Below are 15283 nucleotides of genomic sequence, written 5' to 3' on the forward strand. Positions count from 1 at the left end.
CGGTCGAACATCCAGCCGTACAACCAAAGGTGCGACATGTTAACGGCTACGCACAAGCGGCGGAACGGACGTCCGGCATCAATGATATCGGCGGCACCAACGAAAACGGGGCTCACGCCCCGTTTCGTTACAGCCCGACCCCGTCAGATCTCACGATCGGCGAGGAAGAACCAGGTATCGAGTACAGAGTCCGGATTCAGGGACACGCTTTCGATGCCCTGCTCCATCAGCCACTTGGCCAGGTCCGGATGATCCGACGGACCCTGGCCGCAGATACCAATGTACTTGCCAGCCTTGTTGCACGCCTGGATGGCATTGGCCAACAGCTTCTTCACCGCCGGATTACGCTCGTCGAACAGGTGGGCAATGATGCCGGAGTCGCGGTCCAGGCCGAGCGTCAACTGAGTCATGTCGTTCGAACCGATGGAGAAGCCGTCGAAGAACTCGAGGAATTCGTCAGCCAGCAGGGCGTTGGACGGCAGCTCGCACATCATGATGACCCGCAGACCGTTCTCGCCGCGCTTGAGCCCGTACCTGGCCAGCAGATCGATGACCTGCGAGGCTTCGCCCAGGGTACGCACGAAAGGCACCATCAGCTCGACGTTGGTCAGGCCCATGACATCGCGGACCTTCTTCATCGCTCGGCATTCGAGCTCGAAGCAATCACGGAACGAGTCGCTGATGTAGCGCGAAGCACCGCGGAAGCCGAGCATCGGGTTCTCTTCTTCCGGCTCGTACAACTTGCCGCCGATCAGGTTGGCGTACTCGTTGGACTTGAAGTCCGACAGGCGCACGATGACCTTCTTCGGCCAGAAGGCAGCAGCCAGGGTGCTGACCCCTTCGACCAGCTTTTCTACGTAGAAGTCGACCGGATCGCCATAGCCGGCGATGCGCTTCTCGACACTGCTCTTCACGTCGGCCGGCAGACCGTCGAAGTTCAGCAGCGCCTTGGGGTGCACGCCGATCATGCGGTTGATGATGAACTCCAGACGGGCCAGGCCGACACCTTCGTTGGGCAGATGGGCGAAGTCGAAGGCGCGGTCGGGGTTGCCGACGTTCATCATGATCTTGAACGGCAGTTCCGGCATGGCGTCGATGGAGTTCTGGCGGATGTCGAAGCCCAGCTCGCCATCGAAGATCAGCCCGGTATCGCCTTCAGCACAGGAAACGGTCACCCGCTGACCGTCCTTCAGCAGCTCGGTGGCGTTGCCGCAGCCAACCACCGCAGGAATCCCCAGCTCACGGGCGATGATCGCAGCGTGGCAGGTACGTCCGCCACGATTGGTGACGATGGCGCTGGCGCGCTTCATCACCGGCTCCCAGTCCGGATCGGTCATGTCGGAGACCAACACGTCACCCGGCTGGACCTTGTCCATCTCGCTGACATCGTGAATGACCTTGACCGGGCCGGCGCCGATGCGCTGGCCAATGGCACGGCCTTCGACCAGTACGGTGCCCTTTTCCTTCAGCAGGTAGCGCTCCATGACGTTGGCGCTGCTGCGGCTTTTTACGGTTTCCGGCCGTGCCTGGACGATATACAGCTGATTATCGTCACCATCCTTGGCCCACTCGATGTCCATCGGACGCCCATAGTGCTTCTCGATGGTCATCGCCTGCCTGGCGAGATTGCTCACTTCTTCGTCGCTCAGGCAGAAGCGCATGCGATCGGCCTGATCGACATCGACGGTCTTGACCGACTTGCCAGCGCTGGCTTCAGCGCCGTAGATCATCTTGATCGCCTTGCTGCCCAGGTTGCGACGCAGGATGGCCGGGCGCCCGGCTTCCAGCGTCTGCTTGTGAACATAGAATTCGTCCGGGTTCACCGCACCCTGGACAACGGTCTCACCCAGGCCGTAGGCGCCGGTGACGAATACCACGTCACGGAAGCCGGATTCGGTATCCAGAGTGAACATGACGCCGGCAGTGCCGGTTTCCGAGCGAACCATGCGCTGCACACCGGCAGACAGGGCAACCAGCTTGTGGTCGAAGCCCTGATGCACGCGGTAGGCGATGGCGCGATCGTTGAACAGCGATGCAAACACTTCCTTGGTGGCGCGGATCACGTTGTCCACCCCACGAATGTTCAGGAAGGTTTCCTGCTGGCCGGCGAAAGAGGCATCCGGAAGGTCTTCGGCTGTGGCCGAGGAGCGTACCGCGACCGCCATGTTGTCATTGCCGCCGGACATTTCCGCGAATGCGGTGCGGATGTCGGCATCCAGTTGGGGCGGGAATTCAGCGTCCATGACCCAGCCGCGAATCTGCGAACCGGCCTTGGCGAGGGCGTTGACGTCATCCACGTCCAGCGCATCGAGAAGCGCATGGATCTGCTCGTTGAGACCGCTGAGCTCCATGAAATCACGATAGGCCTGGGCCGTAGTGGCGAAACCGCCAGGCACCGAAACACCCGCGCCTGCGAGGTTGCTGATCATCTCGCCCAGGGAGGCGTTCTTGCCCCCTACACGCTCAACGTCATGATTGCCGAGCTTATCGAGGGAAACTACGTACTCTACCAAGGTGATCTCTCCACATTAGTGTTGGAAACTCAACCGGAGCCAGGCGGCACGACTGTGGCCCGGCCCTGCAAAATAAGTAACAATGCCCGCCAACCGGGCTCGGCGAAGGGCCTACTATAGCTGGGAACCGTTCTCGACTTAAGGCCCAAGGCACATGAAACGAACTGCTTTCTTCATTTCTGACGGCACAGGCATCACCGCGGAAACCCTGGGCCAGAGTCTTCTGGCACAGTTCGAGAACATCACTTTCACGAAACTGACCCGCCCGTACATCGACACCGCGGAAAAAGCGCGGGCCATGGTACAGCAAATCAATAATGCCGCGGAAAAGGACGGTGGCCGGCCGATCATCTTCGACACGCTGGTGAACCAGGAAATTCGTGACATTCTCGCCGAATCCAATGGCTTCATGATCGATATCTTCTCTTCGTTCCTTGCTCCACTGGAACATGAGCTGATGTCACGTTCCTCCTATTCCGTCGGTAAATCCCACTCCATCAGCCACAACACCAACTACATGGAGCGCATCGAAGCGGTCAACTTCGCCCTCGATAACGATGACGGCGCCCGCACACGCTACTACGACAAGGCCGACCTGATCCTCGTCGGCGTGTCACGCTGCGGCAAGACACCGACCTGCCTGTACATGGCGATGCAGTACGGCATACGCGCCGCCAACTACCCATTGACCGAAGATGATATGGAGCGCCTGCAGCTGCCCAGCGTTCTCAAGGAATACAAGGACAAGCTGTTCGGCCTCACCATCGATCCGGACCGCCTGGCCGCCATTCGCAACGAACGCAAGCCCAACAGCCGCTACGCCAGCTTCGCCCAATGCGAGTTCGAAGTTCGCGAAGTGGAAAGCCTGTTCCGCCGCGAGAACATCAACTACATCAACTCCACCCACTTCTCCGTCGAGGAAATCTCGGCGAAGATCCTCGTGGAGAAAGGCGTCGAGCGTCGACTCAAATAAGTGCCGCTTCGCTAGACAACAAAAAGTCCGCTTGGTGCGGACTTTTTGCGTTTTTCAGCTGGAAGAATTCGCTTTTCGGCTGAAGCACATCAGAACGCGTCACCCGGCACACGTACCCAGCCTTCCATCAGCACGCGCGCGCTGCGACTCATGATCGCTTTGGTAACCGTCCACTGGCCGGCGATCTGCTTCGCCTCGGCACCGACCCGCAAGGTCCCGGATGGATGCCCGAAGCGCACGGCCTGGCGCTCGCCACCGCCTGCAGCGAGGTTCACCAGCGTACCGGGCACCGCCGCCGCCGTGCCGATGGCCACCGCACAGGTGCCCATCATGGCGTGGTGCAGCTTGCCCATGGACAATGCACGGACGAGCAGATCGACCTCGCCCGCCTCGATGTTCTTGCCGGAAGACGCACGATAGCTTTTCGGCCGGCAAACGAACGCAACCTTCGGCGTGTGCTGGCGGGTCAGCGCCTCCTCCGCGGTCTTGATCAAGCCCATCCGCAGCGCACCGGCCACACGAATCGACTCCAGACGCGCCAGCGCCTCTGGATTACCGTTGATGTCTTCACGCAGCTCCGTGCCCTGATAGCCGATGTCCTCGGCATTGACGAAAACCGTCGGGATGCCCGCACTGATCATGGTCGCTTTGAGCGTGCCGATGCCGGGAACCTCAAGATCATCCACCAGGTTACCGGTAGGGAACATCGAGCCGCCTTCCTCGCCATCGTCGGACGGGTCGAGGAACTCCAGCACGATCTCGGCAGCCGGAAAGGTCACGCCGTCCAGCTCGAAATCGCCGGTTTCCTGCACTTGCCCGCTGGTGATCGGCACATGAGCGATGATGGTCTTGCCGATATTGGCCTGCCAGATGCGCACCACACAGGTACCGTTCTCGGGAATGCGCGACGGGTCGACCAGGCCGGCATGCAGGGCGAATGCACCGGCGCCGGTTGAGAGGTTGCCGCAGTTGCCGCTCCAGTCGACGAAGGGCTTGTCGATCGACACCTGACCATAGAGGTACTCGACGTCGTGATCGGGCCGACTGCTCTTCGACAGAATCACGCATTTGCTGGTGCTCGACGTGGCGCCGCCCATGCCATCGATGTGCGCCGAGTACGGGTCGGGGCTGCCGATCACGCGCATGAACAGCCTGTCGCGCGCAGCGCCCGGCACCTGGCAGCTCTCCGGCAGGTCCTGCAGCCGGAAGAACACACCCTTGCTGGTGCCGCCGCGCATGTAGGTCGCGGGAATCTTGATTTGAGGTTGATGAGCCATGAGTGACTCCTGGCTGAAAAATGAATGGACCGTAGGGTGGATCGCGCTTCACCGATCCACCGCAGGGGCTGGTGCGGTGGATGGAAAAACCGCCATCCACCCTACGAGGTCGGACGCTCACGCCTGCCCGAGGAAGTCCTTGGCGAAACGCTGCAGCACGCCGCCAGCCTGATACACGCTGACTTCGGCCGCGGTATCTAGGCGGCAGGTGACCGGAACACGGGTTTCTTCACCGCTCTTGTGGTGAATGACCAGGGTCAGATCGCAGCGCGGCGACAGATCACCTTCGATATCGAAGGTTTCGGTGCCATCCAGGCCAAGGGTCAGGCGGGTGGTGCCCGGCTTGAACTCGACCGGCAGCACGCCCATGCCTACCAGGTTGGTGCGGTGGATACGCTCGAAGCCTTCGGCAACGATCACCTCCACACCGGCCAGGCGCACGCCCTTGGCAGCCCAGTCACGCGAGCTGCCCTGCCCGTAGTCGGCACCGGCCACGATGATCAGGTTCTGCTTGCGGTTCATGTAGGTTTCGATGGCTTCCCACATGCGCATCACCTTGCCTTCCGGCTCGACGCGCGCCAGCGAGCCCTTCTGCACCTTGCCGTCGACCACCGCCATCTCGTTGACCAGCTGTGGGTTGGCGAACGTTGCCCGCTGCGCCGTCAGGTGATCGCCGCGGTGGGTCGCGTAGGAATTGAAGTCTTCCTCCGGCAGGCCCATCTTCGCCAGGTATTCACCGGCGGCCGAATCCAGCAGGATCGCGTTGGATGGCGACAGGTGGTCGGTGGTGATGTTGTCCGGCAGGATCGCCAGCGGACGCATGCCTTTCAGTGTGCGCTCGCCAGCCAGCGCGCCTTCCCAGTACGGCGGACGACGAATGTATGTGGACATCGGGCGCCAGTCGTACAGCGGGCTCTTGGCTTCCTCAATGGTGCCCAGATCGAACATGGGGATGTAGATCTGCTTGAACTGCTCAGGCTTGACCGAGGACGCGACGATGGCGTCGATCTCCTCGTCGGACGGCCAGAGGTCCTTCAGGGTGATCGGATTGCCGCTCTTGTCGGTGCCCAGCACATCCTGCTCGATATCGAAGCGCACCGTACCGGCGATGGCGTAGGCGACCACCAGCGGCGGCGAGGCCAGGAAGGCCTGCTTGGCGTACGGGTGGATGCGACCGTCGAAGTTGCGGTTACCGGAGAGAACCGCGGTGGCGTACAGGTCACGCTCTATGATTTCCTGCTGGATCACCGGGTCCAGCGCACCGGACATGCCGTTACAGGTGGTGCAGGCGTAGGCGACGATGCCGAAACCTAGTTTTTCCAGCTCGCTCAGCAGCCCAGCCTCTTCCAGGTACAGCTTGGCGACCTTGGAACCCGGCGCGAAGGACGTCTTCACCCAGGGCTTGCGCACCAGACCCAGTTCGTTGGCCTTCTTCGCCAGCAGACCGGCAGCTACCACGTTGCGCGGGTTGGAGGTGTTGGTGCAGCTGGTGATGGCGGCGATGATCACCGCACCATCGGGCAGCATACCTGCGGCCTCCTCGGCCCGCGCTGCAGCCAGCTTGTCTTCGTCGGCGATGCCGCGCTCGTGCAGCGCCGAAGTCGGCAGACGCTTGTGCGGGTTGGACGGGCCAGCCATGTTGCGCACAACGCTGGACAGGTCGAATTCCAGCACACGCTCGTATTCGGCGCCTTCCAGCGCAGTCGCCCACAGACCGGTCTGCTTGGCGTACTGCTCGACCAGCGCAATCTGCTCCGGCTCGCGTCCGGTCAGCTTGAGGTAATCGATGGTCTGCTGGTCGATGTAGAACATCGAAGCGGTGGCGCCGTATTCCGGGCACATGTTGGAGATGGTCGCGCGATCACCGATGGTCAGGCTGTCGGCACCTTCGCCGAAGAACTCGACCCAGGCTCCGACCACACGTTCCTTGCGCAGGAACTCGGTCAGCGCCAGGACGATATCGGTGGCGGTGATGCCCGGCTGACGCTTGCCGGTCAGGCGCACACCGACGATATCGGGCAGTCGCATCATCGACGGCAGGCCGAGCATCACGGTTTCGGCCTCCAGACCGCCGACGCCGATGGCGATCACACCCAGCGCATCGACGTGCGGCGTGTGCGAGTCGGTACCGACACAGGTATCCGGGAAGGCCACGCCGCCGCGGGCCTGGATCACCGGCGACATCTTCTCCAGGTTGATCTGGTGCATGATGCCGTTGCCGGCCGGGATCACGTCGACGTTCTTGAACGCGGTCTTGGTCCACTCGATGAAGTGGAAGCGGTCCTCGTTGCGACGCTCCTCGACGGCACGGTTCTTCTCGAACGCATCCGGATCGAAGCCTGCAAACTCGACCGCCAGCGAGTGGTCGACGATCAACTGGGTCGGCACCACCGGATTGACCTTCGCCGGGTCGCCGCCCTGCTCGGCGATCGCGTCACGCAGGCCGGCCAGGTCGACCAGCGCGGTTTGCCCGAGAATGTCATGGCAGACCACACGAGCCGGATACCAGGGAAAGTCCAAGTCGCGCTTGCGCTCGATGATCTGCTTGAGCGAATCGGTCAGCGCTTCGGGCTCACAGCGACGCACCAGCTGTTCGGCCAGGACGCGAGAGGTATAGGGCAGCTTGTCGTAGGCGCCCGGCTGAATGGCTTCGATCGCCTCGCGGGTGTCGAAGTAATCCAGCCCGGTGCCTGACAAAGGTTTGCGGTGTTCTGTATTCATGCCGGAAGAACTCAATCCAGTAATGTTCTGTGGGGCGAGGTTCGGGGAGTCCGGCGACGAACTCCCCGCTCCGATCAACGCTGGGCGATCGGGACGACCTTGCGCTGTTCCGGACCGATGTACTCGGCGCTCGGCCGAATGATCCGGTTGTTGCCGCGTTGTTCGAACACATGGGACGCCCAGCCGGTGACACGCGAGCAGACGAAGATCGGCGTGAACAGCTTGGTGGGGATGCCCATGAAGTGATAAGCCGAGGCATGGTAGAAGTCGGCGTTCGGGAACAGCTTCTTCTGCTCCCACATGGTTTCGTCGACAGCCACCGAGACCGGGTAGAGCACGGTGTCGCCCACCTCGTCAGCGAGCTTCTTGGCCCAGACCTTGATCACCTCGTTGCGCGGGTCGGAGACGCTGTAGATCGCGTGGCCGAAGCCCATGATCTTGTCCTTGCGCTCGAGCATGCCGAGGATCGCTTCGCGAGCCTCTTCCGGGCTCTTCCACTGCTCGATCATGTCCATCGCCGCTTCGTTGGCGCCGCCATGCAGCGGGCCGCGCAGCGAACCGATGGCGCCGGTCACGCACGAATAGAGGTCGGACAGGGTCGAGGCGCAGACGCGCGAGGTGAAGGTCGAGGCGTTGAACTCGTGCTCGGCGTAGAGGATCAACGAGACGTTCATCACCTTGACGTGCAGGTCGCTTGGCTTCTTGTCGTGCAACAGCGCGAGGAAATGCCCACCGAGGGTGTCTTCGTCGCTGCTACAGTCGATGCGCACACCGTCGTGGGTGAAGCGGTACCAGTAGCACATGATCGCCGGGAAGGCGGCCATCAGGCGCTCGGCCACATCGCGCTGCTGATCGAAGCTGAGCTCCGGCTCCAGGGTGCCGAGCACCGACGAACCGGTGCGCATCACATCCATCGGATGGGCGCTGGCCGGAATACGCTCCAGCACTTCCTTCAGCGCCTGCGGCAGGTCGCGAAGGGTCTTCAGGCGACTCTTGTAGTCGGCCAGTTGCTGAACGGTGGGCAGCTCACCGTAGAACAGCAGGTAGGCCACTTCTTCGAAATCGCACTCGGCCGCGAGGTCGCGTACGTCATAGCCACGGTAGGTCAGCCCGGCGCCGGTCTTGCCGACGGTACACAGGGCGGTCTGTCCGGCGATCTGTCCCCGCAGGCCCGCGCCGCTCAGTACTTTTGCTTCAGCCATTGCTATCTCCTTCTTGGATTTGTTCTGGATACTGCAAATCACGTCGAAAATGGATCAGAAAAGCCCCGATGGCAAACCCGCCGGGGTTGCCTCACTCAGTTCTTCTTCTGGGCGAACAGCGCATCGAGGTGCTGCTCGAATGCGTGATAGTTGATGCGATCGTAGAGCTCCATCCGGGTCTGCATGGTGTCGATCACATTCTTCTGCGTGCCATCACGGCGCAGCGCGGTGTAGACGTTTTCCGCTGCCTTGTTCATGGCGCGGAAGGCCGACAGTGGGTACAGCACCAGGGAAACGTCGACGCTGGCCAGCTCTTCGGTGGTGTACAGCGGCGTGGCACCGAATTCGGTGATGTTGGCCAGGATCGGCGCCTGCACCCGATCCGCGAAGGTCTTGTACATCGCCAGTTCGGTGATGGCCTCGGGGAAGATCATGTCCGCCCCGGCCTCGATGCAGGCGGCGGCACGATCCAGCGCGGCGTTCAGGCCTTCCACCGCCAGCGCGTCGGTGCGCGCCATGATCACGAAGCTGTCGTCGGTACGTGCGTCGACGGCGGCCTTGATGCGGTCGACCATCTCCTGCTGCGAGACGATTTCCTTATTCGGGCGATGACCGCAGCGCTTGGCGCCGACCTGATCCTCGATATGGATCGCCGCCGCACCGAACTTGATCATCGACTTCACCGTGCGCGCCACGTTGAAGGCCGAGGAGCCGAAGCCGGTGTCGACATCGACCAGCAGCGGCAGGTCGCAGACATCGGTGATGCGACGCACGTCGGTGAGCACGTCGTCGAGCCCGGTGATGCCGAGATCCGGCAGGCCCAGCGAGCCGGCCGCAACGCCGCCACCGGACAGGTAGATGGCCTTGAAGCCGGCGCGCTTGGCCAGCAGCGCATGGTTGGCGTTGATCGCACCGACGACCTGCAGCGGATGTTCACTGGCCACGGCGTCACGAAAACGCTGACCGGCAGAAGGTTGAGTCATGCATTACCCCTTTCATCTGGTGTTTGCTCTAGAGCGCCCTTGAAGTGACGCTCGACATTACGCTTGGAAGCGGCGATGTGACGGCGCATCAACAGTTCCGCCAGCTCACCATCACGCTCGGCGATGGCATCGAGAATTCGGTGGTGTTCGGCGAAGGCCTGGTGCGGCCGGTTCGGCGTGGTGGAAAACTGGATGCGGTACATGCGCACCAGCTGGTAGAGCTCGTCGCAGAGCAGCTTGGCCAGCGTGCGGTTGCCGCTGCCCTGGATGATCCGGTAGTGGAAATCGAAGTCGCCTTCCTGCTGGTAGTAGCCGACGCCGGCCTGAAACGCCTCGTCGCGCTCGTGGGTGCTCAGCACACGCCGCAGGTCATCGATCTCAGCCTCGCTCATGCGTTCGGCAGCCAGGCGACAGGCCATGCCCTCCAGCGACTCGCGAATCTCGTAAAGCTCGATCAGCTCGGCATGGCTGAGCGACACCACCCGCGCCCCGACATGCGGCACACGAACCAGCAATTTCTGCCCTTCCAGGCGATGTATCGCCTCGCGCAGCGGCCCGCGGCTGATGCCATAGGTACGCGCCAGCTCAGGCTCGGAAATCTTGCTGCCCGGCGCGATCTCTCCCTTGACGATCGCGGCCTGTATCAGGCGAAAGACATGCTCGGCCAGCGTTCCACTGTCGATCGATTGCGCCGCCGGGTGAATTTCAAGTGTATCCAGCATCATTGTCGACAATCGTTATTTGAGTTCGCCGAAACTACGCCGCATTACTCACATGGTCAACAGGAGGCCCGTACAGATTGTCGACACTTTTACTAAAGTCGTAATCACAGGGAACACGGAGCACGACCCATGGCCTGCCATTGTCCCGACTCGAAACCAGCATGCTAGAATGCCAGCCTTTCGCGCCCAGCTCGCTCGCCCGCTATCGCAACCAGACGCGCCTGGCCTTACATCAGCTCGTTCCGTTCCTTCCCTCAAGACAACAGGTTCCATGAGAGTCAAAGCCCTTTTTCTGCTGCTCTGCGTATCGATCCTGCCCACGACCAGCCTAGCCAACAACAACACGATCTATGGCCTGAACGAATACGTCGGGCTACCCGATTTCGGCCTTGAGGTAGAAGCCAAGCTGGACACCGGCGCACAGACCGCGTCGCTCAGCGCCCGTGATATCGAGCGTTTCAAGCGCGGCGGCGAACCCTGGGTGCGCTTCTATCTGGCGCTGGACGACGCTCATTCCCATCCCATCGAACGCCCACTGACGCGTATCAGCAAGATCAAGCGGCGAGCCGGCGACTTCGATCCGGAAGAGGAAAAGACCTATACGGCGCGCCCGGTCATCGAGCTCGATCTGTGCATGGGCAAGGCAAAACGCACCATTGAAGTGAACCTCACGGATCGTAGCGCTTTCCAATACCCACTTTTGATCGGTTCCGATGCGCTCACCCGCTTCGGCGCCCTGGTAGACCCAGGTCGCACCTTCACTGCCGGCACCCCCGGCTGCCTCAACGAATCTGACGCTGACGAGTAACCCCATGCGCGCTCTCACCCTGCATCTGAAAGTCCTGATCTTCCTGCTCGTCGCACTGGGAGTGTCGATCACCGCCTACCAGATATTCGTACTCGGCATTCCGGTTACAGAAGACGAAACCGACGACCTGTGGAACATCGATGCCAAGATCGAATTCCAGGCCAGCCCGCGCGAGCCGGTCAAGCTGCAGATGTACGTACCGCCGCTGAACCAGGAATTCGTCAGCCTCAACGAGAGCTTCATTTCCAACAACTACGGCGTCAGCATCAATCGGGCCGACGGCAACCGTCGCGTCACCTGGTCGGCGCGCCGGGCCAGTGGCAATCAGACTCTCTATTACCGCCTTGTGCTGACCAAGCGCTACAGCGGCGAACAAACCAAGTCGACCGGCCCGATCTTCCGCGACAGCATCCCGGTCGAAGGCCCGGAGAAGATCGCCGCGGAAGCCTTGCTTTCACCCATCCGCCAGCATTCGGCCGATGTCGAAACCTTCATCAGCGAAGCCATCAAGCGGGTGAACAACCCCAATGATGACAACGTCAAGCTGCTGCTTGGCGGCGATGCATCCATTGCCAACAAGGCAAGTGTCATCGAGCTGCTGCTGTCCATTGCCCACGTTCCGATGGAGCGGGTGCATACCGTGCGCCTGAACGCCGATCAGCCGCAGACACCCGAACTCTGGCTACGCAGCTTCAATGGCGACAAGTGGCTGTACTTCAATCCAGGTACCGGCGAACAGGGCCTGCCGACTGACCGCCTGGTCTGGTGGACCGGTGACGAGCCGCTGGTCAACCTGGAGGGTGGCCGCAATCCGCAGGTCACCTTCACGCTCAACAACAGCGAGATGAATGCCATCCGCCTGGCCAAGCTGACCGACGAAAATACCGACGCGGACTTCCTCGAATACTCGCTCTACGGCCTGCCGCTGCAAACGCAGCAGACCTACCAGATCATGATCATGATTCCGATCGGCGTGCTGGTGATCCTGATTCTGCGCAACCTCGGCGGCCTGCAGACCCTGGGCACGTTCACCCCGGTACTGATCGCCCTGGCGTTCCGCGAAACCCAGATCGGCTTCGGCATCATCCTGTTCACACTGATCACGGCACTCGGCCTGTCCCTGCGCTCGTACCTGGAACACCTAAAGCTGCAGATGCTGCCGCGCCTGTCGGTGGTACTGACGTTCGTCGTGGTACTGATCGCTGTCATCAGCCTGCTCAGCCACAAGCTCGGCCTCGAGCGCGGGCTTTCGGTGTCGCTGTTCCCGATGGTGATCCTGACCATGACCATCGAACGCCTGTCGATCACCTGGGAAGAACGCGGCGGCGGCCATGCCTTCAAGGTGGCGGTCGGCACCCTGATCGCCGCAAGCCTGGCGTTCATGCTGATGAACATCCAGGCGCTGACCTACTTCATCTTCACCTTCCCGGCGGTGCTGTTGATCATGGTGGGCTTCATGCTGGCGATGGGTCGCTACCGCGGCTACCGCCTGACCGAGCTGTTCCGCTTCAAAGCCTTTCTGAAGGATTGAGCCATGTTCGGTCTGATCAAGACGTGGAAGGCCCTGGAAGCCAAGGGCATCATGGGCATCAACCGCCGCAACGCGGATTACGTGCTCAAGTACAACAAGCGCAACCTGTACCCGATCGTCGATGACAAGATCATCACCAAGCAGCGCGCCATCGAAGCCGGCATTCACGTACCGGAGATGTACGGCATCATCGAGACCGAAAAGGACATCGACAAGCTCAAGGAGATCGTCAAGGATCACACCGATTTCGTCGTCAAGCCCGCCCAGGGTGCCGGCGGCGACGGCATCCTGGTGATCGCCGACCGCTTCGAGGGCCGCTACAAGACCGTCTCCGGCAAGATCATGGCCCATGAGGAGATCGAGCATCAGATCTCCAATATCCTCACCGGCCTGTATTCGCTCGGCGGGCATCGTGATCGCGCACTGATCGAGTATCGCGTCACCCCGGACCCGATCTTCAAGAGCATCAGCTACGAAGGCGTCCCGGATATCCGCATCATCGTGCTGATGGGCTATCCGGTGATGGCCATGCTGCGTCTGCCGACACGCCAGTCCGGCGGCAAGGCCAACCTCCATCAGGGCGCCATCGGCGTCGGCGTGGACCTGGCTACCGGCATCACGCTACGCGGCACCTGGCTGAACAACAAGATCACCAAGCACCCGGACACCACCAATGCGGTGGATGGCGTACAGCTGCCGAACTGGGACGGCTTCATGAAGCTTGCCGCCGGCTGTTACGAGCTCTGTGGGCTCGGCTATATCGGTGTCGACATGGTGCTCGACCAGGACAAGGGGCCGTTGATTCTCGAACTCAACGCCCGCCCGGGCCTGAACATCCAGATCGCCAACGACTGCGGCCTGACGCACCGGGCGCACGCGGTCGAGAACCGCCTGGCCGAACTCAAGGACAAAGGCATCCAGGAAACGCCGGAGGAACGCGTGAAGTTCTCTCAGGAGCTCTTCGGACACGTTCCGCCTCACGCCTGAATGACCTGAACCGGCCGCCCGCGTATCCTCGCGGGCTGGCCCTCATCGATTCCGCCCATGCCCACCTGCACGCTGCATGCCCTGCCCTATCGGGCCGATCCCGCCCACTGGTTCGAACGCATCCGCCATGCCCCCGGCGCGATCCTGCTCGATTCGGGCAGACCGAAAGCCGACCGTGGGCGCTTCGACATACTCAGCGCCTGGCCGCTGAGCGTGCTCGAGCCTGGTGCCGATGAGTCGGGGCGCGACTTCCTGCAGCGCCTGCGTCAGGCATTGAGCCGGCTGGGCGAGACCAACCCGCCAGAAGGTTGCGAACTGCCCTTCGTCGGCGGTCTGATCGGCCTGCTCAGCTACGACTTCGGCGAGCGCCTGGAGACCCTACCCCAGCGCGCGACGGACGACAGCGGCCTGCCGCTGGCTCGCTTTGGACTCTACAGCTGGGCACTGATCAGCGATCACCAGCGACAGACCAGCCAGCTACTGTTTCACCCGGCAACGCCCGATGCCGAGCGTGAGCGGCTGATCGCCCTGTTCGGGTCTGTCGCCGCCAGGCAACCGGCGCCGTTCAGATTGCTCGGACGTTTTACCGCCGATCTCAGCGTGGATGCCTATCGCCAGGGCGTCGAACGTATCCAGGCCTATATCCAGGCGGGTGACTGCTATCAGGTCAATTTCACGCAACGCTTTCGCGCTGAATGCTCTGGCGATGCCTGGACAGCCTACTGCGCACTCCGGGCCGCCTGCCCGACCCCTTATGCGGGATTCGTCGCGCTCGAACAGGGCGCCATTGCCAGCCTTTCACCGGAGCGCTTCCTGCGCCTGCGCCAGGGGGCGGTCGAGACCCGCCCGATCAAGGGCACGCGGCCACGGGGCCACGACGAGCGAAGTGACAGCGCACAAGCCCAGGCGCTGCTCGCCAGCGAGAAGGACCGCGCCGAGAACCTGATGATCGTCGACTTGCTGCGCAACGACCTCGGACGCAGCTGTCGAATCGGCAGCGTGCGCGTCCCCCAGCTTTTCGCCCTGGAGAGCTATCCCAACGTCCATCACCTGGTGAGCTGCGTGACCGGGGAACTGGCCGATAGCCAGGATGCGTTCGACCTGCTGGCCGGCAGCTTTCCCGGCGGCTCGATCACCGGGGCGCCGAAGATTCGCGCGATGCAGATCATCGACGAGCTGGAGCCCACCCGCCGAGCGATCTACTGCGGCTCGCTGCTCTACATAGATGTCAGGGGCGAAATGGACAGTTCCATTGCCATTCGAACGCTGCTCATCCGTGACGGACTGGCCTCTTGCTGGGGCGGCGGCGGCATCGTCGCCGATTCCGACTGGCAGGCGGAGTACCAGGAATCGATCGACAAGGTGAGCGTTCTGCTGAGAACGCTGGAAGGGCTTTAGGCTGCAAGCTGGCGCGAATCAATGGCGCGGCCGAGGCATCCGTCAGGTTTTTCCCGTGTCCCAGCCCAACGCAACGACAGGCCAGGATTTGGTGGGCTGAAGCCCACCCTACGGATTGCAAGCGAATCAAAAGCGCGGCCGAGGCATCCGTCAAGTTTTTCCCGTATT

Annotated in this window: 11 protein-coding genes; 5 read left to right on the plus strand and 6 right to left on the minus strand. The window is 61.9% G+C overall.

Going from position 1 to position 15283, the window contains the following annotated elements; genetic code table 11:
* Nucleotides 1–143 precede the first annotated feature (143 nt).
* On the minus strand, nucleotides 144–2513 hold the full coding sequence (gene ppsA, locus B597_RS38435; RefSeq protein ID WP_003294480.1) for a phosphoenolpyruvate synthase: 2370 nt from the start codon (nucleotides 2511–2513) through the stop codon (nucleotides 144–146).
* Between the two features lie 154 nt (nucleotides 2514–2667).
* Between ppsA and B597_RS38440 the strand changes: the two genes are divergently transcribed.
* Nucleotides 2668–3486 (plus strand): posphoenolpyruvate synthetase regulatory kinase/phosphorylase PpsR, encoded by an 819-nt coding sequence (locus B597_RS38440; protein WP_003294478.1) that lies wholly within the window; start codon nucleotides 2668–2670, stop codon nucleotides 3484–3486.
* Nucleotides 3487–3575: 89 nt separating this feature from the next.
* Here B597_RS38440 and prpF read toward each other — a convergent pair whose 3' ends face one another.
* The 5 genes from prpF to B597_RS38465 all read right to left on the minus strand — a co-directional run bounded on the left by prpF (nucleotide 3576) and on the right by B597_RS38465 (nucleotide 10391).
* A complete protein-coding gene (gene prpF / locus B597_RS38445; RefSeq protein WP_003294477.1) occupies nucleotides 3576–4763 on the minus strand; it encodes a 2-methylaconitate cis-trans isomerase PrpF in 1188 nt (395 codons plus the stop codon).
* A 117-nt stretch (nucleotides 4764–4880) separates the two neighbouring features.
* Complete coding sequence (acnD, locus tag B597_RS38450) at nucleotides 4881–7484, minus strand: Fe/S-dependent 2-methylisocitrate dehydratase AcnD (RefSeq protein WP_003294476.1); 2604 nt, start codon at nucleotides 7482–7484, stop codon at nucleotides 4881–4883.
* 74 nt (nucleotides 7485–7558) lie between these two features.
* The gene (prpC, locus tag B597_RS38455; protein ID WP_003294473.1) at nucleotides 7559–8686 is read right to left on the minus strand and encodes a bifunctional 2-methylcitrate synthase/citrate synthase; all 1128 of its coding nucleotides are present in this window, start codon (nucleotides 8684–8686) and stop codon (nucleotides 7559–7561) included.
* Nucleotides 8687–8781: 95 nt separating this feature from the next.
* Nucleotides 8782–9669 carry a methylisocitrate lyase gene (gene prpB, locus B597_RS38460; RefSeq protein WP_003294471.1) on the minus strand — a complete coding sequence of 296 codons (888 nt, stop codon included), beginning with the start codon at nucleotides 9667–9669 and terminating at the stop codon, nucleotides 8782–8784.
* A complete protein-coding gene (locus B597_RS38465; protein ID WP_003294469.1) occupies nucleotides 9666–10391 on the minus strand; it encodes a GntR family transcriptional regulator in 726 nt (241 codons plus the stop codon). Before B597_RS38465 ends, prpB begins: the two co-directional genes overlap by 4 nt.
* A 271-nt stretch (nucleotides 10392–10662) precedes the next feature.
* Here B597_RS38465 and B597_RS38470 point away from each other — a divergent pair, with 271 nt between their 5' ends.
* The 4 genes from B597_RS38470 to pabB are packed head-to-tail and all read left to right on the plus strand — an operon-like array spanning nucleotide 10663 to nucleotide 15115.
* Complete coding sequence (locus tag B597_RS38470) at nucleotides 10663–11199, plus strand: retropepsin-like aspartic peptidase RloA (protein WP_003294468.1); 537 nt, start codon at nucleotides 10663–10665, stop codon at nucleotides 11197–11199.
* A gap of 4 nt (nucleotides 11200–11203) precedes the next feature.
* Nucleotides 11204–12730, plus strand: a complete 1527-nt coding sequence (locus tag B597_RS38475; RefSeq protein WP_003294467.1) for an osmotic stress tolerance membrane protein RloB — start codon at nucleotides 11204–11206, stop codon at nucleotides 12728–12730.
* A 3-nt stretch (nucleotides 12731–12733) separates the two neighbouring features.
* The gene (locus tag B597_RS38480) at nucleotides 12734–13717 is read left to right on the plus strand and encodes an alpha-L-glutamate ligase-like protein (protein ID WP_003294465.1); all 984 of its coding nucleotides are present in this window, start codon (nucleotides 12734–12736) and stop codon (nucleotides 13715–13717) included.
* 57 nt (nucleotides 13718–13774) lie between these two features.
* Nucleotides 13775–15115, plus strand: a complete 1341-nt coding sequence (gene pabB, locus B597_RS38485) for an aminodeoxychorismate synthase component I (protein WP_003294464.1) — start codon at nucleotides 13775–13777, stop codon at nucleotides 15113–15115.
* Nucleotides 15116–15283 lie beyond the last annotated feature (168 nt).

The sequence above is a fragment of the Stutzerimonas stutzeri KOS6 genome (assembly GCF_000307775.2).
GTDB classification, from domain to species: Bacteria; Pseudomonadota; Gammaproteobacteria; order Pseudomonadales; family Pseudomonadaceae; genus Stutzerimonas; species Stutzerimonas stutzeri_B.